Here is a 22,764-nt window from a genome sequence, read left to right as displayed (position 1 = left end):
CTCGGGGGAGTGAACGGCGGGGCGCAGGGGTTCGGTACGGGCCGGTCCGGACGACCGGCCGTCAGGGACCGGCCCTCAGAGGTGGGTCGGCGCGAACATCCTCAGGACCGCCGGGAGGACGACCACCGACGGGCCGGGCTCCGCGAAGGACTTGGCGAGGTCCTCCGTCAGCGACTCGGGCGTCGTACGGACGGCCGGCACACCGAAGGACTCGGCGAGCGCCACGAAGTCCGGTCGGGCGAGCTCGGTGGCGGTCGCCTCGCCGAAGGCGTCGGTCATGTACTCGCGCAGGATGCCGTAACCGCCGTCGTCCACGATCAGCCAGGTGACGGGGAGTCCGTACTGCCGGGCGGTGGCCAGTTCGGCGATCGAGTACATCGCCCCGCCGTCGCCGGAGACCGCGAGGACCGGCCGGGTCGGGTCGGCGGCCGCCGCGCCGAGGGCGGCGGGGAAGCCGTAGCCGAGGCCGCCGGCGCCCTGAGCCGAGTGCATCGTGTTCGGGTGGCGGGCGTCGAACGCCGACCAGGCCCAGTACGCGAGGATCGTCATGTCCCAGAAGCTGGGCGAGGTGTCCGGCAGGGCTTCCCTGACGGAGGCCAGCAGCCGCTGTTCCAGGGTGAGTTCCTGGGCGTCGATGCGTTCGCGTACGGCGGCCAGGACCGTGCGCACCCGCTCGGGCGCGGTCTCGTCCTGACGGGGCTCCACCGTCTCCAGCAGGGCCGACAGCGCGAGCCGCGCATCCGCGTGGATGCCGAGGCAGTCGTGGTTGGAGCCGAGCTTGCCGGCGTCCGCCTCGATCTGGATCACCCGGCCGCGCGGGGCGAACGTGTGGTAGTTCGAGGACAGTTCGCCGAGTCCGGAGCCGACGACCAGCAGGACATCGGCGTCCTCCAGGAAGTCGGTGGTGTGCCGGTCCTCCAGCCAGGACTGGAGCGAGAGTGGGTGCTCCCAGGGGAAGGCGCCCTTGCCGCCGAAGGTCGTGACGACCGGGGCGTCGATCCGCTCGGCGAGCGCGAGCAGCTTGCCGCAGGCGTCGGAGCGCACGGCACCGCCGCCCGCGATGATCGCCGGGCGCCGGGCGTTCGCCAGCAGATGGGCCGCCACGGCGGTCAGTTCGGGCCGGGGCACGACCTCGTCGGGCGTCGCGTCCATCGCGGTGACGACCGGCAGTTCCGTCTGCGCGAGCAGGACGTCCTGCGGGATCTCGACCCAGACCGGGCCGTGCGGCGCGGTGAGCGCCGACTCCCATGCGGCGGCGATCGCCGAGGGGATCTGGGACTGGGTGCGGGCCGTGTGGACGGACTTCACCACGTCCCGGAACGACGCCTGCTGGTCGCGCAGTTCGTGCAGATAGCCGTGGCGTCCGCCGCCGAGTCCGGCGCTCGGCACCTGGCTGCCGACGGCGAGCACCGGCGCGGAGGCGGCGGCCGCCTCCTGCAGCGCGGCCAGCGACATCAGCGCACCGGGTCCGGTGGACAGCAGCAGCGGGGCCACCTCTCCGGTGATCCGGCCGTAGGCGTCGGCGGCGAAGCCGGCGTTGTTCTCCACGCGCAGCCCGACGTAGGAGAGCGACGAGCGGCGCAGGGCGTCGAACATGCCGAGCGCGTGCTGGCCGGGCAGCCCGAAGACGGTGGTGGCGCCGAGGCCCTGGAGCGTCTCGACGACGAGGTCACCGCCGTTGCGCCCGGCCGGCGGGTTGAGCGCGGCCTGCGTCTGCTGCGGTGTGGGCCGCAGGACGATGTCGTGGTCGTGCGTCACTTCGCCCCGCCCGTCTCGCGGGCGGCCGCGATCTGCCGGGACATGATCGTGGTCAGCTCGTACGCCGTGTGGGAGGCGGCGACGGAGGTGATCTCGGCGTGGTCGTACGCGGGGGCGACCTCGACGACGTCGGCGGAGACGAGGTTGCAGGAGGACAGGCCGCGCAGGATCTCCAGCAGCTCGCGGGAGGTCATGCCGCCGGCCTCGGGGGTGCCGGTGCCGGGGGCGTGCGCCGGGTCGAGGCAGTCGATGTCGATCGAGATGTACAGCGGGCGGTCGCCGATGCGGGCGCGCAGCTGGTCGGCGACCTCGTCGGCGCCCCGGCGGTAGACGTCGGCGGAGGTGACGATGCCGAAGCCGAGCTTCTCGTCGTCGGTGAGGTCCTGCTTGCCGTAGAGCGGCCCGCGGATGCCGACGTGGGAGAGCGCCTCGGTGTCGAGGATGCCCTCCTCGACGGCGCGGCGGAACGGCGTGCCGTGCGTGTACTCGGCGCCGAAGTACGTGTCCCAGGTGTCGAGATGCGCGTCGAAGTGCAGCAGCGCGACCGGGCCGTGCTTCTTGGAGACGGCGCGCAGCAGCGGCAGCGCGATGGTGTGGTCACCGCCGAGGGTCATCATCCGGGCGCCGGTGCCGAGCAGGTCGTCGGCGGCGGCCTCGATGGTCTCGACGGCCTCGTTGATGTTGAACGGGTTCGCCGCGATGTCGCCGGCGTCGGCGACCTGGGCGAGCGCGAAGGGCGAGGCGTCCTGCGCCGGGTTGTAGGGGCGCAGGAGCCTCGACGCCTCACGGATGGCGTTGCCGCCGAAGCGCGCGCCGGGACGGTAGGAGACCCCGGCGTCGAAGGGCACACCGACGACGGCGACGTCGGTGGTGCCGACCTCGTCGAGCCGTGGCAGCCGGGCGAACGTGGCGGGTCCGGCGTACCGCGGGATGCGGGACGAGTCGATCGGGCCGCGCGGCTGCTCGTTGCTGCTCATGTGAAATGCCTTCTTTCCTACGCTTCGTTGCGGTTACGACTTTAGCTGGGGACCGGAGCGGCCTCGGCCGGTGTCTCTTCCTCGCCGCCGCGGCCCGCCAGCCGCTCGCGCCAGTTCGCGAGCGTCGCCTCGTCGGTCGGCGGGGTCACGAGGCTCACGACGATGTAGACCGCAAGCGAGGCGAGCAGCCCGTAGTAGATGGGCTCGTTGGCGAGGATGCCGTACGTCGCCATCAGACCGATGACCGAGAGACCGCCGACGATCACCGCGGCCAGCGCGCCGGCGACCGTGCCGCGCTTCCACAGCAGCCCGCCGAGGATCGGCACCAGCAGCCCGCCGACGAGCAGGTTGTAGGCGACGGTGAGGGCCTCGACGACGTTGTTCAGGGCGATGGCGATACAGATGACCGCGATGCCCATGGCCAGGATGAACATGCGGTTGTCCTTGACCTCGTCGGCCTCGCCGTGTTCCTTGGCGCCGCGCGAGGTGAGCCCGCGCAGCCGCGACCAGATGTCGTTGTTGGCGACGGTGGCGCAGGCGATGAGCGCGCCGGACGACGTCGACATGACGGCGGCGAGGGCGGCGGCGAGCACCAGACCGCGCACACCCATGGGCAGTTCGTCCTTGACGATGGTCGCGAAGGCGTCGTCGGCGTTGGGCAGCTTCGGGTAGAGGACCTTGGCCGCGGTGCCGATCACGGCGCCGGCGAGGGCGTAGACGAGGCAGTAGGTACCGGCGACGGTGCCGCCGTAGCGGGCGACCTTGTCGCTGCGCGCGGTGAACACCCGCTGCCAGATGTCCTGGCCGATCAGCATGCCGAAGGTGTAGATCAGGACGTACGTGAAGATCGTCTCGCCGCCGATGCCCAGCGGGTCGAAGTACTCGGTGGGCAGCTTGGCCTTCATCTCGCTGAAGCCGCCGGCCTTGACCACCGCGATGGGCAGCAGGAGCAGCAGCACACCGATCGTCTTCACGACGAACTGCACCATGTCGGTGAGGGTGATCGACCACATGCCGCCGAGCGTGGAGTACGCGACGACGATCGCGCCGCCGAGGATGATCGACGCGGTGCGGTTGATGTCGAACAGGACGTCGAAGATCGTGGCGTAGGCGATGGTCGAGGTGACCGCCAGCATCAGGGTGTACGCCCACATCACGACACCGGAGATGAGGCCGGCCCGGCCGCCGTAGCGCAGGTCGAGCATCTCGGAGACGGTGTAGACCTTCAGCCGGGCGATCCGCGCGGAGAAGAACACGGAGAGCGCGAGCAGGCCGAGGCCGATGGTGAAGACCATCCAGGCGCCGGAGAGGCCGTACTTGTAGCCGAGGCCGACGCCGCCGATGGTCGAGGCGCCGCCGAGGACGATGGCGGCCATGGTGCCCGAGTACATCGTGGGGCCGAGGCGGCGGCCCGCGACCAGGAACTCACTCTTGGACTTGGCGCGGCGCATGCCCCACCAGCCCATGCCGAGCATGCCGGCCAGATAGACGACGATCACTGCGTAGTCGACAGCCATCGGCTTTCCCTCCGTCTCGTCCCCCGGGTCCTCAGGTCTTGTCGACAGCTGACGCTAGGTGGCCGGAAAGAAACGCTGAAGTGTACGTTTCATCCATTGTCGACCTCGTCTATGGATGGACTGTCCATGCCGGAGACCGCAGCGGCACCTCCCACCCCACCGGTCCCGCTGACCGCACTGCTGGCGCGTGAGGATCTCGGCCTGCGCCAGATCGCCGGGCCGCGGGAGCCCGGTGCGGTCATCCACATGGTGCACACCTCCGAGATGGCGGATCCCTATCCGTATCTGCTCGGCGGAGAACTGCTGCTCAGCGCGGGCGTACTGCTGGAGGATCCCGACCGCTACGTCTCGCGCATCGTCGCGGCGGGGGCGGCGGCGCTCGGTTTCGGCGTCACGCCGGTGTACGACACGGTGCCCGCCGAGCTGGTCGAGGCGTGCGACCGGCACGGCCTGCCGCTGCTGGAGGTGCCGCCGCCGACCACCTTCACGGCCGTGGCCCGGGCGGTGTGGCGGTTGATGGCGGAGGCACGCCATCGCGAGCTGCGGAGGGTGACACAGGCACAGCAGGGCCTGGCCGCGGCGGCCGCCCGCCCGGACCCGGTCCCGGCCGTCCTCACCCAGCTGGCGTCCCGGGTCGGCGGCCAGGCCGTGCTGCTGGCCGCGGACGGTACGGAGCTGTCGGCCGCCGGCCGCGCCCCGTCCCCGGGGGCCCGCCGGGCCCTGGCGCGGCTCGCCGGCGTGGTGGGCCCGGGCAGCCCGCCTGTGCCGGAGGCCGCGGAGGGCAGTGCACGGCCCGCGCCGAGCTCCGCCAGCGACACCGTCGACGGCATCCACCTCGCCGCGTACGCCCTCGGCGGCAGTCAGGGGCTCGTCCTCGGGCTCTGCGCCCCCGGGCGTGAGCCGGGTGACCACACCGTCGCCGGGGTCGCCGTCGTGCTGCTGTCCCTGCTCACCGCGCCCCACCAGGGCGTCGACGCGACGGGCCGCAGCGCGGCCCTCGTACGGCTGCTGCTGGGAGCCGGGCCCGCGGAGGCCGCGCCGCTGCTCGGGGCCGAGCGGTGGACCGTGGTGCACGCGCGCGGCGGGCGCGGCACCCCCTTCGACGCGTCCGCGCTGGGAGCCGCCCTCGGCAGCGCGCTCGTGGATCCGGCGGACGACGGCACGGTACGCATCCTGCTGCCGGCCGGCCGCGAGGTGACCGCCCAGCCGGGCTGGGTGCTCGGCGTGAGCGACCCCGTGGCCCCGCAGGATCTCGGAGCCGCCGACACCCGCGCGGCGCGGGCGCTGCACCGGGCCGTGGCCACCCGCAGCGAGCTGGTGCGCCATCGCGGCACCTCGCTCGCCGCACTGCTCTCCCCCGAGGAAGCGGCGACCCACGCCCGGCTGCGCCTCGCCCCGCTCGCGGACTCCCCCGCCCTGGTGGAGACCCTGCGCAGCTGGCTCTCGCTGCACGGCAGCTGGGACCGTACGGCCGCCGCGATGGAGGTCCACCGCAACACGGTGCGCCAGCGGATCAGCCGCTGCGCGGCGCTGCTGGACGAGGACCTGGACGACGCGGACGTACGGATGGAGCTGTGGTTCGCGCTGCGCTGGCTCTGAGGCGCGCCGGGCGGCGCGGTGTGTGATGTGCGCGACCACCGCGGGACCGCCCTGGACAGGCTTGACAACCGCCCGGTAACTTAGCCTGAGCAAGCGCTTAGACAATCGACGAAGGAGGGCGTCCCGTGCGCCGCACCGTTTTCAACGAGGACCACGAGGCGTTCCGGGAGACCATCCGGGCCTTCATCGAAGCCGAGGTCGTTCCGGTCTACGACGAGTGGTTCGCCGCCGGTCAGGCACCGCGCGACTTCTACCACAAGCTCGGTGAGCTGGGCGTCTTCGGCATCCGCGTCGACGAGGAGCACGGCGGCGCCGGCATCGAGTCACACAAGTACGAGGCCGTGATGTACGAGGAGACGGCCCGCGCGGGCGTCTCGTTCGGCGGCTCCGGTGTGCACGTGCTGCTCGGCCTTCCGTACATCAAGATGCTCGCCTCCGACGAGCAGAAGAAGCGCTTCCTGCCGAAGTTCGCCACCGGCGAGGAGATGTGGGCGCTGGCGATGACCGAGCCGGGCACCGGCTCCGACGTCGCGGGCATGAAGACCACCGCCAAGCTCTCCGAGGACGGCAGCCACTACGTCCTCAACGGCGCCAAGACCTTCATCACCGGCGGTGTGCACGCCGACCGTGTGATCGTCTGCGCCCGTACGTCCGCGCCCCGCGAGGACGACCGCCGCTTCGGCATCTCCCTGTTCGCGGTGGACGCCAAGTCCGCGGGCTACTCGGTGGGCCGCAAGCTCGACAAGCTCGGCCTGAAGGTCTCCGACACCGCCGAGCTGGCCTTCGTCGACGTCAAGGTCCCCGTCGAGGACCTCCTCGGCGAGGAGAACAAGGGCTTCTACTACCTCGGCCAGAACCTGCCGTCCGAGCGCTGGGGCATCGCCTTCGGTGCGTACGCGCAGGCCAAGGCCGCCGTCCGGTTCGCCCAGCAGTACGTCCAGGACCGCACGGTCTTCGGCAAGCCGGTCGCGTCCTTCCAGAACACCAAGTTCGAGCTGGCCGCCTGCCAGGCCGAGGTGGACGCCGCCGAGGCGGTCGCCGACCGCGCCCTGGAGGCCCTCGACGCGGGCGAGCTGTCCCCCGCCGAGGCCGCGTCCGCGAAGCTGTTCTGCACCGAGGTCGCGCACCGCGTGATCGACCGCTGCCTCCAGCTGCACGGCGGCTACGGCTACATGAACGAGTACCCGATCGCGCGCCTGTACGCCGACAACCGCGTCAACCGCATCTACGGTGGCACCAGCGAGGTCATGAAGTCGATCATCGCCAAGTCCATGGGCCTGTAGGGCAGTTACCTTCCTTCCATGAGCACAGCACTTGACGACCTGCTCGATCTGCTCGACCTGGAGCAGATCGAGCAGGACATCTTCCGGGGCCGGTCCCGTTCCGCGGTCGTGCCCCGGGTCTTCGGCGGACAGGTCGCGGCCCAGGCGCTCGTCGCCGCGGGCCGCACCGTCCCCGACGACCGCACCGCGCACTCCCTGCACGCGTACTTCCTGCGGATGGGCGACCCCGGCGCACCGATCGTCTACACGGTCGACCGCATCCGTGACGGCCGCTCCTTCACCACGCGCCGGGTCGTGGCCGTCCAGCACGGCCAGCCGATCTTCCATCTGTCGGCCTCCTTCCAGACGTACGAGGAGGGCCTCGACCACCAGTCGGAGATGCCGGACGCGCCCGCGCCCGAGACGCTTCCGACGGCGGCCGAGATCATGCCCGCGTACGCCGGGCACTTCGTCGACCCCGGCATCGTCGAGCGAATGCTGGAGGCACGGGCCGCGGTCGATCTGCGCTATGTCGACGCGCCGCCGTACGGCAGCGTGGGCAAGCCGAGAAAGCCCCGATCCCAGGTGTGGTTCCGCGCCAACGGCAAGCTGGCCGACGACCCCCTGCTGCACGTCTGCCTCGCGACCTACGTCTCCGACATGACGCTGCTCGACTCGGTGCTGCTGGCCCACGGCCGCGGCGGCTGGGCGGTCGGCGACGTGGTGGGCGCCTCGCTGGACCACGCGATGTGGTTCCACCGGCCGTTCCGCGCGGACGAGTGGCTGCTGTACGACCAGGAGTCCCCGTCGGCGTCCGGCGGCCGCGGCCTCGGCCAGGCCCGCATCTACACCCAGGACGGGCAGCTGGCCATCTCGGTCATCCAGGAAGGCGTGGTGCGGGTCCCCCGCTGACCTCGGGCAGCGGCTCCCGCGGACCGGCCCGGACGGCGGGGCCAGGACAGCCCGGGGTCGCCCTGCTGCTGACCGTCCTGCCTACCGGCCCGCCAGCCCCGCGGCGTCCAGCAGGTACTCGGTCATCGGGTCGTAGAACCGCGGGTCCGTGACGTGGTCGTCCAGCGGGACGGTCACCTGGAGGGTGCCCTCGGCCTCCCCGATGAACAGCGCGGGGTCGTTGCAGTCCGCGTACCCGACGGAGTCGAGCCCCCGCTGGCCCGCGCAGCCGGCCCAGCCGTGGTCGGCGACCACGAGGTCGGGCTGCGGGCTGCCCTCGCGCTCCAGGCCGTCGAGAATGGCGGCCATGGGCGCCGGGGAGTGGGTGTGCCACAGGGTGGCCCCGCGCTCCAGCATGGCGACGTCGGCGAACTGGAAGACCATGCCCTCGTCCGCGGTGAGCCCGCCGGGAATCCGGACGATCTCGCAGCCGGCCGCCCGCAGGGCGTCCGCGGTTCTCCGGTGCACATCGAGCAGCCCGCCCGGGTGCCCGGTCGCGAACAGCACGCGCTCCTGCCCGGCGACGGCCTTGCGCAGCCGCCCGGCCATCCGCTCCAGGGCGTCGACGGTCAGCTCCGGGTCGATGGTGTCCTGCCCGGTCCGGTGCTGCGGATCGTCGTTGACACCGCACCGCTCGGCCATGACGGCCAGCACGTCCTGCTCGTCCGTCCAGCGGTCGCCGAGCTCGAGACCCAGCCAGTAGTGACGGTCGCCGTTGGCGAGCTTGCGGTAGTGGGAGAGGTTGTTGTCGCGCGGTGTGGCGACGTCTCCGGCGATACGGGTGCGGACGAGATGATCGACAAGGGCGGCACGGCTGGGTATCGGCATACCTCCCATTGTGCCGTCAGCCGCCGTCGCCGCGCGGGCCGTCCCGTACCCCGGACGGCCGGGGCGCCCCGCGCGTCAGGCCGTGAGCGAGGCGAAGGCTCCGTGCGCGAGGCGCCGCAGCAGGGTCTCGGTCGCCGCCCGGCCGGGCAGACCGCTGCCGTACGAGCCGAGGTGCGGTGTCGAGTTGAGCAGGCCGAACACCGCGTGGACCGCGGCACGCGCCTCCGACTCGGCCACCTCCGGGTGCAGTTCGCGCACCGCCGTCACCCACAGCTCCACGTACTGCCGCTGCAACTGCCGCACCAGCTTGCGGTCGGTGTCGCGCAGCCGGTCCAGTTCGCGGTCGTGGAGGGTGATCAGCGGGCGGTCGTCCAGGGCGAAGTCGATATGGCCGTCGATCAGCGCGGCCAGCAGCACCTCGGGGTCCGCCGGCGACTCCTCGACCCGCAGCCGGCCCCCGCTCAGCAGCCGCTCGCTGATGCCCACCAGGAGCTCGGCGAGCATCGCGTCCTTGCCCGGGAAGTGGCGGTACAGGCCGGGACCGCTGATGCCGACCGCCGCCCCTATCTCGTCGACCCCCACGCCGTGGAACCCGCGCTCGGCGAAGAGGCGAGCGGCCTCTTTGAGGATCTGCTCGCGGCGGGTCGGCGCATCCATCCTGGTGCTCATGCAGCCGATTCTAGACAACACAGTTAGCGCTCGTTAACCTGAGGGAAACGCGTTAACGCTCATTAACCGAAAGTCGTACGGGCAAGGGGGCTCGACACGATGCAGCAGGCACCCGTGCTGACCAGCACGGCAGACCCCGCATCACCGGCCTGGCAGGCCAATGAGGTCGCACATCAGGAGCTCGCCGACGCCCTGCGCGCCAAGCTGGCCGCGGCCCGCCTCGGCGGCGGGGAGAAGGCCCGCGCCCGGCACACCGCACGCGGCAAGCTGTTGCCGCGCGACCGCGTGGACACCCTCCTCGACCCGGGTTCGCCCTTCCTGGAGATCGCTCCACTCGCAGCCGACGGGATGTACGACGGCCAGGCACCGGCCGCCGGTGTCATCGCCGGTATCGGCCGGGTCAGCGGCCGCGAGGTGGTGATCGTCGCCAACGACGCCACCGTCAAGGGCGGCACCTACTACCCGATGACGGTCAAGAAGCACCTCCGCGCCCAGGAAGTGGCGCTGGAGAACCGTCTGCCCTGCGTCTACCTCGTGGACTCCGGGGGCGCCTTCCTGCCCATGCAGGACGAGGTCTTCCCCGACCGCGAGCACTTCGGGCGGATCTTCTACAACCAGGCCCGGCTGTCCGGCGCCGGTGTCCCGCAGATCGCGGCCGTCCTCGGCTCCTGCACCGCCGGCGGCGCGTACGTCCCGGCGATGAGCGACGAGGCCGTGATCGTCCGCAACCAGGGGACGATCTTCCTCGGCGGCCCGCCGCTGGTGAAGGCCGCGACCGGTGAGGTCGTCACGGCCGAGGAGCTCGGCGGCGGCGAGGTCCACTCCCGCGTCTCCGGAGTCACCGACCATCTCGCCGAGGACGACGCGCACGCGCTGCGGATCGTGCGGAACATCGTGGCCACCCTCCCCGAGCGCGGCCCGCTGCCCTGGTCGGTCGAACCGGCCGAGGAGCCGAAGGCCGACCCGGCCGGGCTGTACGGCGCGGTGCCGGTCGACTCCCGCACGCCCTACGACGCGCGCGAGATCATCGCCCGGCTCGTGGACGGCTCCCGGTTCCAGGAGTTCAAGGCCGAGTTCGGGCAGACGCTGGTCACCGGCTTCGCCCGGATCCACGGTCACCCGGTCGGCATCGTCGCCAACAACGGCATCCTCTTCTCCGAGTCCGCCCAGAAGGGCGCGCACTTCATCGAGCTGTGCGACCAGCGCGGCATCCCGCTGCTGTTCCTCCAGAACATCTCCGGCTTCATGGTCGGCCGCGAGTACGAGGCGGGCGGCATCGCCAAGCACGGCGCCAAGATGGTGATGGCCGTCGCCTGCACCCGGGTGCCGAAGCTGACGGTCGTCGTCGGCGGTTCGTACGGAGCGGGCAACTACTCGATGTGCGGCCGCGCCTACTCCCCCCGCTTCCTGTGGATGTGGCCCAACGCCAAGATCTCGGTCATGGGCGGCGAGCAGGCCGCGTCGGTCCTCGCGACCGTCAAGCGCGACCAGTTGGAGGGCCGGGGCGATCAGTGGCCGGCCGAGGACGAGGAAGCGTTCAAGGACCCGATCCGCGCCCAGTACGACCAGCAGGGCAACGCCTACTACGCGACGGCCCGCCTGTGGGACGACGGCGTGATCGACCCGCTCGAGACCCGTCAGGTGCTCGGACTCGCCCTGACCGCCTGTGCCAACGCCCCGCTGGACCGTAACGACGGCACCCAGCCCGGCTTCGGCGTCTTCCGGATGTGAGGGGACCCCACACGATGTTCGACACAGTCCTTGTGGCCAACCGGGGCGAGATCGCGGTCCGGGTCATCCGCACCCTGCGCGCCATGGGCGTGCGCTCGGTCGCCGTCTTCAGCGACGCGGACGCGGACGCCCGCCATGTGCGGGAGGCGGACACGGCGGTCCGTATCGGCCCGGCGGCCGCCGCCGAGAGCTATCTGTCCGTGGAGCGCCTGCTGGAGGCCGCCGCGCGCACCGGTGCGCAGGCGGTCCACCCGGGGTACGGCTTCCTCGCCGAGAACGCGGGCTTCGCCCAGGCGTGCGAGGACGCGGGCCTCGTCTTCATCGGTCCGCCGGCCTCGGCCATCTCCCTGATGGGCGACAAGATCCGGGCCAAGGAGACGGTACGGACGGCGGGTGTCCCCGTCGTACCCGGCTCGTCCGGGTCCGGTCTGACGGATGATCAACTGGCCGACGCGGCCCGCGAGATCGGTATGCCCGTCCTGCTGAAGCCCTCCGCGGGCGGCGGCGGCAAGGGCATGCGGCTGGTGCGCGACGCGGCACAGCTGGCCGAGGAGATCGCGGCGGCCCGGCGGGAGGCCCGCTCCTCCTTCGGCGACGACACGCTCCTGGTGGAGCGGTGGATCGACCGCCCCCGCCACATCGAGATCCAGGTGCTCGCGGACGGCCACGGCCGGGTGATCCACCTGGGCGAGCGGGAGTGCTCGCTTCAACGGCGCCACCAGAAGATCATCGAGGAGGCGCCGAGCGTCCTGCTCGACGAGGAGACCCGTACGGCCATGGGCGAGGCGGCCGTCCAGGCGGCTCGCTCGTGCGGCTACCGGGGCGCGGGCACGGTCGAGTTCATCGTCCCGGGCAACGACCCGTCCTCGTACTACTTCATGGAGATGAACACCCGTCTCCAGGTCGAGCACCCGGTCACCGAGCTCATCACCGGGCTGGACCTGGTGGAGTGGCAGCTGCGGGTCGCGGCCGGCGAGCAACTGCCGTACGAGCAGAAGGACATCACCCTCACCGGGCACGCCCTGGAAGCGCGGATCTGCGCCGAGGACCCCTCGCGCGGTTTCCTGCCCTCCGGTGGCACCGTGGTGGCGCTGGACGAACCGCACGGCGACGGCGTGCGCACCGACTCCGGTCTGACCGCCGGGACGGACGTGGGCAGTACGTACGACCCGATGCTCTCGAAGGTGATCGTGCACGGCCGCGACCGGGCGGAGGCCCTCGCGCGGCTGCGCCGTGCCCTCGCGGACACGGTCATCCTCGGCGTCCCCACCAACACCGGTTTCCTGCGCCGGCTGCTGGCCCACCCCTCGGTGGTCTCCGGCGACCTGGACACGGGCCTGGTGGAGCGCGATCTCGCCACGCTGCTTCCCGAGGGCGTGCCGGACGAGGTCTGCGCGGCGGCGGCGCTGCTGTCGGCGGCCCCCGGCCCGGCGCCCACCGCGGCGGGCTGGGTGGACCCATTCGGCATCCCCGACGGCTGGCGTCTGGGCGGCGTACCCGCCTGGACCGTCCACCACTTCCGCCTCCCGGGCCACGACCCGGTCCGCATCCGCACCCGCGGGGCCGGCACGGGCACGGAGATCGCTCTGGGCGACGAGCCGGCCGGCCGGTCCGCGCGGATCGTGTCCCGTACGCCGGACCGCGTCACGGTGGAACTGGACGGTGTCACCCACACCTTCAGCTTCGCCACATCGCCGGACGGTGTCTGGCTCGGGCGGGACGGCGACTCCTGGCACGTCCAGGACCACGACCCCGTCGCGGCCTCCCTCAGCGGCGCCGCGCACGCCGGCGCCGACACGCTCGCCGCTCCCATGCCGGGGACGGTCACGGTGGTGAAGGTGGCCGTCGGGGACGAGGTCGCCGCGGGGCAGAGCCTGCTCGTGGTCGAGGCCATGAAGATGGAGCACGTCATCTCCGCCCCGCACGCCGGCATCGTCACCGAACTGGACGTCACCCCCGGGACCACGGTGGCCATGGACCAGCTGCTGGCCGTGGTCGCCCCGCACGAGGACGCCGAGCAGGCCGGAGAGGAGGCCGTCCGTGGCTGACGGACTGCCCATGGAGGTTCTCGCGCAGGATCTGCCGCCGCGGGTGCGCATCCACGAGGTGGGCGCGCGGGACGGGCTGCAGAACGAGAAGACGGTCGTGCCGACCGAGGTGAAGGCGGAGTTCGTCCACCGCCTCGCCGCCGCCGGCCTCACCACGATCGAGGCGACGAGCTTCGTCCACCCGAAGTGGGTCCCCCAACTCGCCGACGCGGAGCAGCTGTTCCCGCAGCTGGAGGACGTCCAGGGCGCGGGCGTCGCGCTGCCCGTCCTCGTCCCGAACGAACGCGGTCTCGACCGGGCCGTCGCCCTCGGCGCCCGTCGTATCGCCGTGTTCGGCTCGGCGACGGAGACCTTCGCGCGCAGGAACCTCAATCGCACGGTCGACGAGTCGCTCGCCATGTTCGAGCCGGTCGTCGCCCGCGCCAAGGACGACAAGGTCCATGTCCGCGGCTATCTCTCCATGTGCTTCGGCGACCCTTGGGAGGGGCCGGTCCCCGTCCATCAGGTCGTGCGGGTGGCGAAGGCGCTGATGGACCTGGGCTGCGACGAGCTGTCCCTCGGCGACACCATCGGCGTCGCGACCCCGGGCCATGTGCAGGCCCTGCTCGCCCAGCTCAACGAGGAGGGTGTGCCCACCTCCGCGATCGGCGTGCACTTCCACGACACCTACGGCCAGGCGCTCGCCAACACCCTCGCCGCGCTCCAGCACGGCGTGACCACCGTCGACGCGTCCGCGGGCGGCCTCGGCGGCTGCCCCTACGCGAAGAGCGCCACCGGAAACCTCGCCACCGAAGACCTCGTATGGATGCTTCACGGCCTCGGCATCGAAACCGGGGTCGATCTCGGCCTGCTCACCGCCACGAGCGTGTGGATGGCCGAACGGCTGGGCCGTCCCAGTCCGTCCCGCACCGTTCGCGCCCTCTCCCACAAGGAGTGACACCCATGTCCCTGGACCACCGGCTCACCGCCGAGCACGAGGAACTCCGCCGTACCGTCGAGCAGTTCGCGCACGACGTGATCGCGCCCAAGATCGGCGACTTCTACGAGCGCCACGAGTTCCCGTACGAGATCGTCCGCGAGATGGGCCGTATGGGCCTGTTCGGGCTGCCCTTCCCCGAGGAGTACGGCGGCATGGGCGGCGACTATCTCGCCCTCGGTATCGCCCTGGAGGAGCTGGCCCGCGTGGACTCCTCCGTCGCGATCACCCTGGAGGCGGGCGTGTCGCTCGGCGCGATGCCCGTCTACCGCTTCGGCACCGAGGAGCAGAAGCAGGAGTGGCTGCCGCGTCTGTGCGCGGGCGAGATGCTCGGCGCGTTCGGTCTGACCGAGCCCGGCGCCGGCTCGGACGCGGGCGGTACCCGCACGACGGCCGTCCGCGAGGGCGACGAGTGGGTGATCAACGGCTCCAAGTGCTTCATCACCAACTCCGGTACGGACATCACGGGTCTGGTCACCGTCACCGCGGTCACCGGCCGCAGCCCGGAGGGCAAGCCGCAGATCTCCTCGATCATCGTCCCGTCCGGCACGCCCGGCTTCACGGTCGCCCCGGCCTACTCCAAGGTCGGCTGGAACGCCTCGGACACCCGCGAGTTGTCCTTCGACAACGTCCGGGTGCCGCTGGCGAACCTGCTGGGCGAGGAGGGCCGCGGCTACGCGCAGTTCCTGCGCATCCTCGACGAGGGGCGCATCGCCATCTCCGCGCTGGCGACGGGCCTTGCCCAGGGCTGTGTGGACGAGTCGGTGAAGTACGCCAAGGAGCGGCACGCCTTCGGCCGCCCGATCGGCGCCAACCAGGCGATCCAGTTCAAGATCGCCGACATGGAGATGCGGGCGCACATGGCCCGCGTCGGCTGGCGCGACGCGGCCTCCCGGCTGGTGCTGGGCGAGCCGTTCAAGAAGGAGGCGGCGCTGGCGAAGCTGTACTCCTCGACGGTCGCGGTGGACAACGCCCGTGAGGCGACGCAGATCCACGGCGGCTACGGCTTCATGAACGAGTACCCGGTGGCCAGGATGTGGCGTGACTCGAAGATCCTGGAGATCGGCGAGGGCACGAGCGAGGTCCAGCGGATGCTGATCGCACGGGAGTTGGGCCTGACGGGCTGACGCACGGGCACCGGCCTCCTCCCCCGTTTCTCCCGGGGTGGGGAGGCCGCCCCATGTCCGGGCCACGGAGCCGGCCCGGTGCGCGCAGGGCCGTTCGCCGTCATCGGCCGGACCCGCCTCTGGACAGCTTGTGAGGTTAGGCTAACCTACCCTCGAACTGACCATGGCCGGATCGGCACATACGAAAGCGACACCATCATGCCCAACGCCCGAGCTTCCCACCTCTCCCGTCGTGGAGTCCTCGCCGCGGGCGGCGCCATCGGGCTCGGCGCCGCGCTCGTCGCCTGTGGCGGCGACGACTCGTCGGACGCGTCGGGCAAGGCCGCCGAGAAGGCCGGCCCCTGGAGCTTCACCGACGACCGCGGCACCAAGGTGGAGCTGAAGGCCGTTCCGAAGAACATCGTCGCCTTCACCGGCACCGCCGCCGCGCTCCACGACTACGGCGTCGAGGTCAAGGGCGTGTTCGGCCCGACGAAGACCAAGGACGGCAAGGCGGACGTCCAGGCCGGCGACCTCGATGTGAACAAGGTCAAGGTCATCGGCAACGTCTACGGCGAGTTCAACATCGAGCAGTACGCGGCCCTCGCGCCCGAGGTGCTCATCACCAACATGTGGGCCAAGAACGACCCGTGGTACGTGCCGCCGCAGTCCAAGGACAAGATCATGAAGGTGGCCCCCAGCGTGCTGCTGTGGGCGGCCGAGACCACCATGCAGAAGGCGCTGGAGCGGCACGCGGAGCTCGCGAAGTCCCTCGGCGGTGACACCACCGGCCCGAAGGCCGCCGCCGCCAAGACCCGCTTCGAGAAGGCCGCGGCCCGGCTGCGCGCCGCCGCCAAGTCGAAGCCCGGCATCAAGGTCCTGATCGGCTCCGGCAGCGCCGAGCTGTTCTACGTCTCGGTCCCCAAGACGAGCGCGGACACCCTGTACTTCCAGGAGCTGGGCGTGAAGTTCATCGAGCCCAAGGCGAACGCCCAGGGCTTCTTCGAGGAGCTCAGCTGGGAGAACGCCGACAAGTACGGCGCCGACATCATCATGCTGGACAACCGCTCCTCCGCCCTCCAGCCGGCCGCGCTCGCCGCGAAGCCGACCTGGGCCAAGCTGCCCGCCGTCAAGGCGAACCAGGTGATCCCGCGCGTCACGGAGCCGATCTACTCCTACGACAAGTGCGCGCCGATCCTGGAGGACCTCGCCAAGGCCATCGAGACCGCGAAGAAGGTCGCCTGACCATGACGACGACGGCCGGGACCGCCCCTTTCCGCTTCTTCCCCATGGAGGTGACCGGAACGAGGCGGCTCGGCCCGTCCCTGGTCCGCGTCAGCTTCGGCGGTGAGGAACTCAGGGACTTCGCCGCCGGGGGCCGCGACCAGTCGCTGTCCCTCTTCCTTCCGCACCCGGGACAGGACGCCCCGGTCGTACCGGTCGACGCGGGGGACGGCAGTGCGGTGTTCGCGGCCTGGCGCGCCCTGCCGGACGACGTACGCGCGGTGATGCGCTCATACACGGTGCGCGAACAGCGCCGGGCCGGCGACGGCAGCAGCGAGGTCGACATCGACTTCGCCGTCCACGAGGACGGCGGCCCGGCCTGCCGGTGGGCCGAACAGGCCGCGCCCGGACAGAAGGTGATGGTGCTGGGCCCGGCGGTCGCCGACAACACCTCGGTGCGCTGCCGTCCGCCACAGGACACCGACTGGGTGCTCATCTGGGGCGACGAGACGGCGCTGCCGGCCGCGGCGGCGATCCTCGAATGGCTGCCCGCCGGCACCCGGGCGCACGTCTGGCTGGAGGTTCCGCACGCGGGCGACCGTCTGGACCTCACCACCGCGGCGGACGCCGAGATCACCTTGCTGGTGCGGGAGGAGAACGCTCCGGCCGCCGTGGAGGCGGTCCGCGCGGCCGAACTCCCCGACGGCGTCGGGTACGCATGGATCGCCGGGGAGTCGGGCAGCGTCAAGGCGCTGCGCCGCCATCTGGTGGGTGAGCGCGGGATGGACCGCCGCCGGGTGACGTTCGTCGGCTACTGGCGCCGCGGCGTGAGCGAGGACGGACTGCGCGAGGAGCCCGCCGAGGCAGCCGACGAGGCGTGAGCAACGCCATAACTGGCGGGGCCCCTGAGGGGGGCGGGTCGGTTGGTGTCTGAAGTTAGGTTAGGCTAACCTTACTTCGACGTCGCCCACTCGCCCCCCTCGCCCGTTCCGAGGGGTGACCAAGTCCCCGCATCCAGAAGGACATTGCATGCGCTCGCACCTGCTCAACGACGCGACAGCCGAGAGCTACCGGCTCTCGGTCACCGAAGGAGTCGACCGGGTTGCGAGCCGACTGGCAAGAACCCGGCAGCCGTTCAGCGGAGTCACACCCGACGAACTCGCCCCGGTGATCTCGGCCGTCGACCTCGACCGGCCGCTCGGCGACACCTCCGCCGCCCTGGACGAGCTGGAGCAGGTCTACCTGCGGGACGCGGTGTACTTCCACCACCCCCGCTACCTCGGACACCTCAACTGCCCCGTCGTCATCCCGGCCGTCCTCGGCGAGGCCGTGCTCTCGGCCGTCAACTCCTCGCTGGACACCTGGGACCAGAGCGCGGGCGGCACGCTGATCGAGCGCCGTCTCATCGACTGGACCGCCCAGCGCATAGGTCTCGGTGAGGCCGCCGACGGCGTCTTCACCAGCGGCGGCACCCAGTCCAACCTCCAGGCACTGCTGCTCGCCCGCCAGGAGGCCAAGACCACGGACCTCGATCGGCTGCGCATCTTCTCCTCCGAGTGCAGCCACTTCAGCGTGCAGAAGTCCGCGACGCTCCTCGGGCTCGGCCCCGAGGCCGTCGTCTCGGTCCCCGTCGACCGCGACAAGCGCATGCAGACGTTCTTCCTCGCCGCCGAACTGGAGCGCTGCGCCCGCGAGGGACTCGTCCCCATGGCCATCGTCGCCACCGCCGGCACCACCGACTTCGGCTCCATCGACCCGCTGCCCGAGATCGCCGAGCTGGCCCAGCAGTACAGCACCTGGATGCATGTGGACGCGGCGTACGGCTGCGGCCTGCTGGCCTCCCCCACCCGGCGCCACCTGCTGGACGGCATCGAGCACGCCGACTCCGTCACCGTCGACTACCACAAGTCCTTCTTCCAGCCCGTGAGTTCGTCCGCGGTGCTGGTCCGGGACGCGGCCACGCTCAGCCACGCCACGTACCACGCGGACTACCTCAACCCCCGGCGCACCGTCGAGGAGAGGATCCCGAACCAGGTCGACAAGTCCCTCCAGACCACGCGCCGTTTCGACGCGCTCAAGCTGTGGATGACCCTGCGCGTGATGGGCGCCGACGGGGTGGGCTCGCTCTTCGACGAGGTCTGCGACCTCGCCGCGAAGGGCTGGGAGATCCTCGCCGCCGACCCGCGCTACGACGTCGTCGTCCAGCCGCAGCTCTCGACCCTGGTCTACCGCTACATCCCGGAGGCCGTCACCAGCCCCACCGAGATCGACCGCGCCAACCTCTACGCCCGCAAGGCGCTGTTCGCCTCCGGCGAGGCCGTGGTCGCGGGCACCAAGGTCAACGGCCGCCAGTACCTCAAGTTCACCCTGCTCAACCCCGAGACGACGGCCGACGACATCACCGCCGTACTCGATCTGATCGCCGGCCACGCCGAGCAGTACCTGGGAGAAAACCTTGTCCGTGTCTCATGAGCCCCGTGAGCCCCACGACTTCATCGGCATCGGGCTCGGGCCCTTCAATCTCGGCCTCGCCTGCCTGACCGAGCCGATCGACGAGCTCAACGGCCTGTTCCTGGAGTCCAAGCCGGACTTCGAGTGGCACTCGGGGATGTTCCTCGAAGGCGCCCACCTCCAGACGCCGTTCATGTCGGACCTGGTGACCCTCGCGGACCCGACCTCGCCCTACTCCTTCCTGAACTACCTGAAGGACAAGGGACGGCTGTACTCGTTCTACATCCGCGAGAACTTCTATCCGCTGCGCACGGAGTACAACGACTACTGCCGCTGGGCCGCGGCGCAGCTGAGCAGCATCCGCTTCAGCACCACCGTGACCCGTGTGGAGCACGAGGACGGGCTGTACGTCGTCCACACCGACGCCGGTGAGCGGCTGTACACCCGCCGCATCGTGCTGGGCACCGGCACCCCGCCGTACATCCCCGAGCCCTGCCAGGGCCTGGACGGCGACCTGCTGCACAACTCGCGCTACCTGGACCACAAGGAAGCGCTCCAGCGCAAGGAGTCGATCACACTGGTCGGCAGCGGCCAGAGCGCCGCGGAGATCTACTACGACCTGCTCTCCGAGATCGACGTGCACGGCTACCGGCTCAACTGGGTCACGCGCTCCCCGCGGTTCTTCCCGCTGGAGTACACCAAGCTGACGCTGGAGATGACCTCCCCGGAGTACATCGACTACTTCCACGCGCTGCCCGAGGCCACCCGCTACCGCCTGGAGTCCCAGCAGAAGGGGCTGTTCAAAGGCATCGACGGCGAGCTGATCGACGCGATCTTCGACCTGCTCTACCAGAAGAACCTGGCGGGCCCGGTCCAGACGCGACTGCTGACCAACTCGGCCCTGCACCGTGCCTCCTACGAGAACGGCGTCTACACCCTGGGGCTGCGCCAGGAGGAGCAGGGCAAGGACTACGACCTGCACACCGAGGGCCTGGTCCTGGCCACGGGCTACCAGTACGTCCAGCCCGCGTTCCTCGGCCCGGTCTCCGACCGCATCCGCAGGGACGGGCAGGGCCGCTTCGACGTGGCCCGCAACTACTCGGTCGACACCGCCGGCCGCGAGATCTTCCTTCAGAACGCCGCCGTGCACACGCACTCGATCACCTCGCCCGACCTGGGCATGGGCGCGTACCGCAACGCCTACATCATCGGCGAGATGCTCGGGTCCGAGTACTACCCCGTCGAAAAGTCCATCGCGTTCCAGGAGTTCTCCGTATGACGTTCACCGTCCGCCCGCTCGATCCTTTCGCCGACGCCGAACTGGTGCACGGCTGGGTGACCCATCCCAAGGCCGCCTACTGGATGATGCAGGACGCCAGACTTCAGGACGTCGAGCGCGAGTACATGGCGATAGCCGCCCATGAGCACCACGACGCCTTCATCGGGCTGAGCGACGGCGAACCCGTCTTCCTGATGGAGCGCTACGACCCGCGGTACGTGGAGCTCCAGGGCCTGTACGAGGCCGAGCCGGGCGATGTGGGCATGCACTTCCTGGTCGCGCCGACCGACACACCGGTGCACGGCTTCACCCGCGCCGTGATCACCGCGGTGATGGAGACGCTGTTCGCGGACCCGTCGACCCGGCGCGTGGTCGTCGAACCGGACGTGCGCAACACGGCCGTGCACGCGCTCAACGAAGCCGTCGGTTTCGTACCCGTACGAGAGATCAAGAAGCCGGAGAAGGACGCGCTGCTGAGTTTCTGCACCCGCGACCAGTTCATGGCTGCACGAGGAGTGACGGTATGACCCTGTCCGACGCCGTGGCACATCTGACGCCCGAACTGTGGGAAGAGGCGAACCGGCAGCTCGTCCGCAAGGCGCTCGCGGAGTTCTCGCACGAACGGCTGCTGACGCCCGAGGCGCTCGACGACGGAGCCGAGGGCGCGGGCGAGCGCCGCTACCGGGTCCTGAGCGACGACTCCGCGACCGAGTACCGCTTCGCCGCAGGCCGGTTCGCCCTCGACCACTGGCAGGTCCGCGCCGACTCGATCACCCGCCACCGCGACGGGGCCGAACAGCCGCTGGACGCGCTGGAGTTCTTCATCGAGCTGCGCACCTCGCTGGGGCTCAGCGACGAGATCCTCCCGGTGTATCTGGAGGAGATCTCCTCCACACTCTCCGGGACCGCGTACAAGCTCGCCAAGAAGCCGATGACCTCCGCCGAGCTGGCGGGCGCCGGGTTCCAGGCGATCGAGACGGGCATGACCGAGGGCCACCCCTGCTTCGTGGCCAACAACGGCCGGCTCGGCTTCGGTGTGCACGAGTACCTCTCGTACGCCCCGGAGACCGCGAGCGAGGTCCGTCTGGTCTGGCTGGCGGCCCGCCGCGACCACGCCACCTTCACGGCCGGCGCCGGGCTCGACTACGAGACCCTGGTGCGCGACGAACTCGGTGAGGCCCAGCTCGCCCGCTTCGCCGCGCAGCTGGACACCCTCGGTCTCGACATGGCCGACTACCTCCTGCTGCCCGTGCACCCCTGGCAGTGGTGGAACAAGCTCTCCGTCACCTTCGCCGCCGAGATCGCCCAGCAGCGGCTGGTGTGCCTCGGCAACGGCGACGACGCGTATCTGGCCCAGCAGTCGATCCGCACGTTCTTCAATGTGACCTCGCCGGCCAAGCACTATGTGAAGACCTCGCTCTCCGTGCTCAACATGGGCTTCATGCGCGGCCTTTCGGCGGCGTACATGGAGGCGACCCCGGCGATCAACGACTGGCTCGCGCACCTGGTCGACAGCGACGACGTCCTCAAGGCGGCGCGCTTCTCGATCATCAGGGAGCGGGCGGCGATCGGTTACCACCACCGCCAGTACGAGCGCGCGACGAACCGGTACTCCCCGTACCGCAAGATGCTTGCCGCGCTGTGGCGCGAGAGCCCGGTGCCGACGCTGCGGGACGGCGAGCGGGTGGCCACCATGGCCTCCCTGCTCCATGTCGACCGCGACGGCGCGAGCTTCGCGGGCGCGCTGATGGACGAGTCGGGCCTGGCGCCCGCGGAGTGGCTGCGCGGCTATCTGCACGCGTACCTCACGCCCGTGCTGCACAGCTTCTACGCCTACGACCTCGTCTACATGCCGCACGGCGAGAACGTCATCCTCGTCCTCGACGAGAACGGCGCCGTGCAGCGCGCGGTCTTCAAGGACATCGCCGAGGAGATCGCGGTGATGGACCCGGACGCGGTACTGCCGCCGGCGGTCGAGCGCATCCGCGCGGACGTCCCGGACGACATGAAGCTGCTCTCCATCTTCACGGACGTCTTCGACTGCTTCCTGCGCTTCCTGGCGCCGGCGCTGGTGTCGGAGAGGCGCCTGGACGAGGAGACGTTCTGGCGGGCGGTCGCGGACTGCGTGCGCGCCTACCAGGAGTCGGTGCCGCACCTCGCGGACAAGTTCCGCGAGTACGACATGTTCACCGACGAGTTCGCGCTCTCCTGCCTCAACCGCCTCCAGCTGCGCAACAACAAGGAGATGGTCGACCTCGCCGACCCGGCGGGGGCGCTCCAGCTGATCGGCACCCTGGAGAACCCGATCGCGCGTTTCTCCCGCTGAACCGGGCGGGCGCCCGTGTCGGGGTCCCCCCGGCCGGAGGCTGGGGGGAGGTCCCTCGCGGG

The 22,764-nt window shown here is 70.8% G+C and carries 18 protein-coding genes; 13 read left to right on the top strand and 5 right to left on the bottom strand.

Features of this window, described 5'->3' with window-relative positions:
- Positions 1-75: 75 nt before the first annotated feature.
- From RPQ07_RS23855 to RPQ07_RS23845, 3 genes are read right to left on the bottom strand one after another with little or no spacing between them, the layout of a single operon-like run.
- Positions 76-1,758, bottom strand: a complete 1,683-nt coding sequence (locus RPQ07_RS23855) for a thiamine pyrophosphate-binding protein (protein ID WP_313946213.1) — start codon at positions 1,756-1,758, stop codon at positions 76-78.
- Positions 1,755-2,735, bottom strand: a complete 981-nt coding sequence (speB, locus tag RPQ07_RS23850) for an agmatinase (RefSeq protein ID WP_313946212.1) — start codon at positions 2,733-2,735, stop codon at positions 1,755-1,757. The genes RPQ07_RS23855 and speB overlap by 4 nt, the downstream gene beginning before the upstream one ends.
- A 41-nt stretch (positions 2,736-2,776) precedes the next feature.
- Positions 2,777-4,252: a sodium:solute symporter gene (locus tag RPQ07_RS23845; RefSeq protein WP_313946211.1), complete on the bottom strand. Its 1,476-nt coding sequence runs from the start codon at positions 4,250-4,252 to the stop codon at positions 2,777-2,779.
- A gap of 126 nt (positions 4,253-4,378) precedes the next feature.
- On the opposite strand from RPQ07_RS23845, the gene RPQ07_RS23840 reads away from it, so the two are divergent.
- The 3 genes from RPQ07_RS23840 (at position 4,379) to tesB (ending at position 8,025) form a co-directional block, all read left to right on the top strand.
- On the top strand, positions 4,379-5,851 hold the full coding sequence (locus tag RPQ07_RS23840) for a PucR family transcriptional regulator ligand-binding domain-containing protein (RefSeq protein ID WP_313946210.1): 1,473 nt from the start codon (positions 4,379-4,381) through the stop codon (positions 5,849-5,851).
- A gap of 125 nt (positions 5,852-5,976) precedes the next feature.
- Entirely contained in the window at positions 5,977-7,134 is a 1,158-nt protein-coding gene (locus RPQ07_RS23835) for an acyl-CoA dehydrogenase family protein (RefSeq protein WP_313946209.1), read from the top strand.
- Positions 7,135-7,152: 18 nt separating this feature from the next.
- Positions 7,153-8,025 (top strand): acyl-CoA thioesterase II, encoded by an 873-nt coding sequence (tesB, locus tag RPQ07_RS23830; RefSeq protein WP_313946208.1) that lies wholly within the window; start codon positions 7,153-7,155, stop codon positions 8,023-8,025.
- Positions 8,026-8,106: 81 nt separating this feature from the next.
- On the opposite strand, the gene RPQ07_RS23825 is transcribed toward tesB, so the two are convergent.
- Together RPQ07_RS23825 and RPQ07_RS23820 are read right to left on the bottom strand one after the other, a co-directional pair.
- Positions 8,107-8,892, bottom strand: coding sequence for a phosphatase (locus tag RPQ07_RS23825; protein ID WP_313946207.1), 786 nt, complete (start codon positions 8,890-8,892; stop codon positions 8,107-8,109).
- A 75-nt stretch (positions 8,893-8,967) separates the two neighbouring features.
- Positions 8,968-9,561, bottom strand: a complete 594-nt coding sequence (locus RPQ07_RS23820; RefSeq protein WP_313946206.1) for a TetR/AcrR family transcriptional regulator — start codon at positions 9,559-9,561, stop codon at positions 8,968-8,970.
- A 99-nt stretch (positions 9,562-9,660) separates the two neighbouring features.
- Between RPQ07_RS23820 and RPQ07_RS23815 the strand changes: the two genes are divergently transcribed.
- The 10 genes from RPQ07_RS23815 to RPQ07_RS23770 all read left to right on the top strand — a co-directional run bounded on the left by RPQ07_RS23815 (position 9,661) and on the right by RPQ07_RS23770 (position 22,702).
- Complete coding sequence (locus RPQ07_RS23815; RefSeq protein ID WP_313946205.1) at positions 9,661-11,292, top strand: carboxyl transferase domain-containing protein; 1,632 nt, start codon at positions 9,661-9,663, stop codon at positions 11,290-11,292.
- Between the two features lie 14 nt (positions 11,293-11,306).
- The gene (locus RPQ07_RS23810) at positions 11,307-13,340 is read left to right on the top strand and encodes an acetyl/propionyl/methylcrotonyl-CoA carboxylase subunit alpha (RefSeq protein ID WP_313946204.1); all 2,034 of its coding nucleotides are present in this window, start codon (positions 11,307-11,309) and stop codon (positions 13,338-13,340) included.
- 10 nt (positions 13,341-13,350) lie between these two features.
- On the top strand, positions 13,351-14,277 hold the full coding sequence (locus RPQ07_RS23805) for a hydroxymethylglutaryl-CoA lyase (protein WP_313949004.1): 927 nt from the start codon (positions 13,351-13,353) through the stop codon (positions 14,275-14,277).
- Positions 14,278-14,282: 5 nt separating this feature from the next.
- On the top strand, positions 14,283-15,443 hold the full coding sequence (locus tag RPQ07_RS23800) for an acyl-CoA dehydrogenase family protein (RefSeq protein WP_313946203.1): 1,161 nt from the start codon (positions 14,283-14,285) through the stop codon (positions 15,441-15,443).
- A gap of 198 nt (positions 15,444-15,641) precedes the next feature.
- A complete protein-coding gene (locus tag RPQ07_RS23795; RefSeq protein WP_313946202.1) occupies positions 15,642-16,667 on the top strand; it encodes an ABC transporter substrate-binding protein in 1,026 nt (341 codons plus the stop codon).
- A 2-nt stretch (positions 16,668-16,669) separates the two neighbouring features.
- Positions 16,670-17,527, top strand: a complete 858-nt coding sequence (locus RPQ07_RS23790) for a siderophore-interacting protein (protein WP_313946201.1) — start codon at positions 16,670-16,672, stop codon at positions 17,525-17,527.
- A 148-nt stretch (positions 17,528-17,675) separates the two neighbouring features.
- Positions 17,676-19,118: an aspartate aminotransferase family protein gene (locus RPQ07_RS23785; RefSeq protein ID WP_313946200.1), complete on the top strand. Its 1,443-nt coding sequence runs from the start codon at positions 17,676-17,678 to the stop codon at positions 19,116-19,118.
- The gene (locus tag RPQ07_RS23780) at positions 19,102-20,376 is read left to right on the top strand and encodes a lysine N(6)-hydroxylase/L-ornithine N(5)-oxygenase family protein (RefSeq protein WP_413777771.1); all 1,275 of its coding nucleotides are present in this window, start codon (positions 19,102-19,104) and stop codon (positions 20,374-20,376) included. The genes RPQ07_RS23785 and RPQ07_RS23780 overlap by 17 nt, the downstream gene beginning before the upstream one ends.
- Entirely contained in the window at positions 20,373-20,903 is a 531-nt protein-coding gene (locus RPQ07_RS23775) for a GNAT family N-acetyltransferase (RefSeq protein ID WP_313946199.1), read from the top strand. The genes RPQ07_RS23780 and RPQ07_RS23775 overlap by 4 nt, the downstream gene beginning before the upstream one ends.
- Entirely contained in the window at positions 20,900-22,702 is a 1,803-nt protein-coding gene (locus tag RPQ07_RS23770) for an IucA/IucC family siderophore biosynthesis protein (RefSeq protein WP_313946198.1), read from the top strand. The genes RPQ07_RS23775 and RPQ07_RS23770 overlap by 4 nt, the downstream gene beginning before the upstream one ends.
- Positions 22,703-22,764: the final 62 nt, after the last annotated feature.

It is taken from the genome of Streptomyces sp. AM8-1-1 (assembly GCF_032229325.1).
Lineage (GTDB): Bacteria > Actinomycetota > Actinomycetes > Streptomycetales > Streptomycetaceae > Streptomyces > Streptomyces achmelvichensis.
The sequence above is the reverse complement of the archived record's forward strand: the minus strand, read 5'-3'. Positions and strand labels throughout refer to the sequence as shown.

Coding starts and splice junctions, on each gene's coding strand:
- speB (WP_313946212.1), bottom strand. CDS start 2,735: ATGAGCAGCAACGAGCAGCCGCGCGGCCCGATCGACTCGTCCCGCATC.
- RPQ07_RS23845 (WP_313946211.1), bottom strand. CDS start 4,252: ATGGCTGTCGACTACGCAGTGATCGTCGTCTATCTGGCCGGCATGCTC.
- RPQ07_RS23840 (WP_313946210.1), top strand. CDS start 4,379: ATGCCGGAGACCGCAGCGGCACCTCCCACCCCACCGGTCCCGCTGACC.
- tesB (WP_313946208.1), top strand. CDS start 7,153: ATGAGCACAGCACTTGACGACCTGCTCGATCTGCTCGACCTGGAGCAG.
- RPQ07_RS23825 (WP_313946207.1), bottom strand. CDS start 8,892: ATGCCGATACCCAGCCGTGCCGCCCTTGTCGATCATCTCGTCCGCACC.
- RPQ07_RS23820 (WP_313946206.1), bottom strand. CDS start 9,561: ATGAGCACCAGGATGGATGCGCCGACCCGCCGCGAGCAGATCCTCAAA.
- RPQ07_RS23815 (WP_313946205.1), top strand. CDS start 9,661: ATGCAGCAGGCACCCGTGCTGACCAGCACGGCAGACCCCGCATCACCG.
- RPQ07_RS23810 (WP_313946204.1), top strand. CDS start 11,307: ATGTTCGACACAGTCCTTGTGGCCAACCGGGGCGAGATCGCGGTCCGG.
- RPQ07_RS23805 (WP_313949004.1), top strand. CDS start 13,351: ATGGAGGTTCTCGCGCAGGATCTGCCGCCGCGGGTGCGCATCCACGAG.
- RPQ07_RS23800 (WP_313946203.1), top strand. CDS start 14,283: ATGTCCCTGGACCACCGGCTCACCGCCGAGCACGAGGAACTCCGCCGT.
- RPQ07_RS23795 (WP_313946202.1), top strand. CDS start 15,642: ATGCCCAACGCCCGAGCTTCCCACCTCTCCCGTCGTGGAGTCCTCGCC.
- RPQ07_RS23790 (WP_313946201.1), top strand. CDS start 16,670: ATGACGACGACGGCCGGGACCGCCCCTTTCCGCTTCTTCCCCATGGAG.
- RPQ07_RS23785 (WP_313946200.1), top strand. CDS start 17,676: ATGCGCTCGCACCTGCTCAACGACGCGACAGCCGAGAGCTACCGGCTC.
- RPQ07_RS23775 (WP_313946199.1), top strand. CDS start 20,373: ATGACGTTCACCGTCCGCCCGCTCGATCCTTTCGCCGACGCCGAACTG.
- RPQ07_RS23770 (WP_313946198.1), top strand. CDS start 20,900: ATGACCCTGTCCGACGCCGTGGCACATCTGACGCCCGAACTGTGGGAA.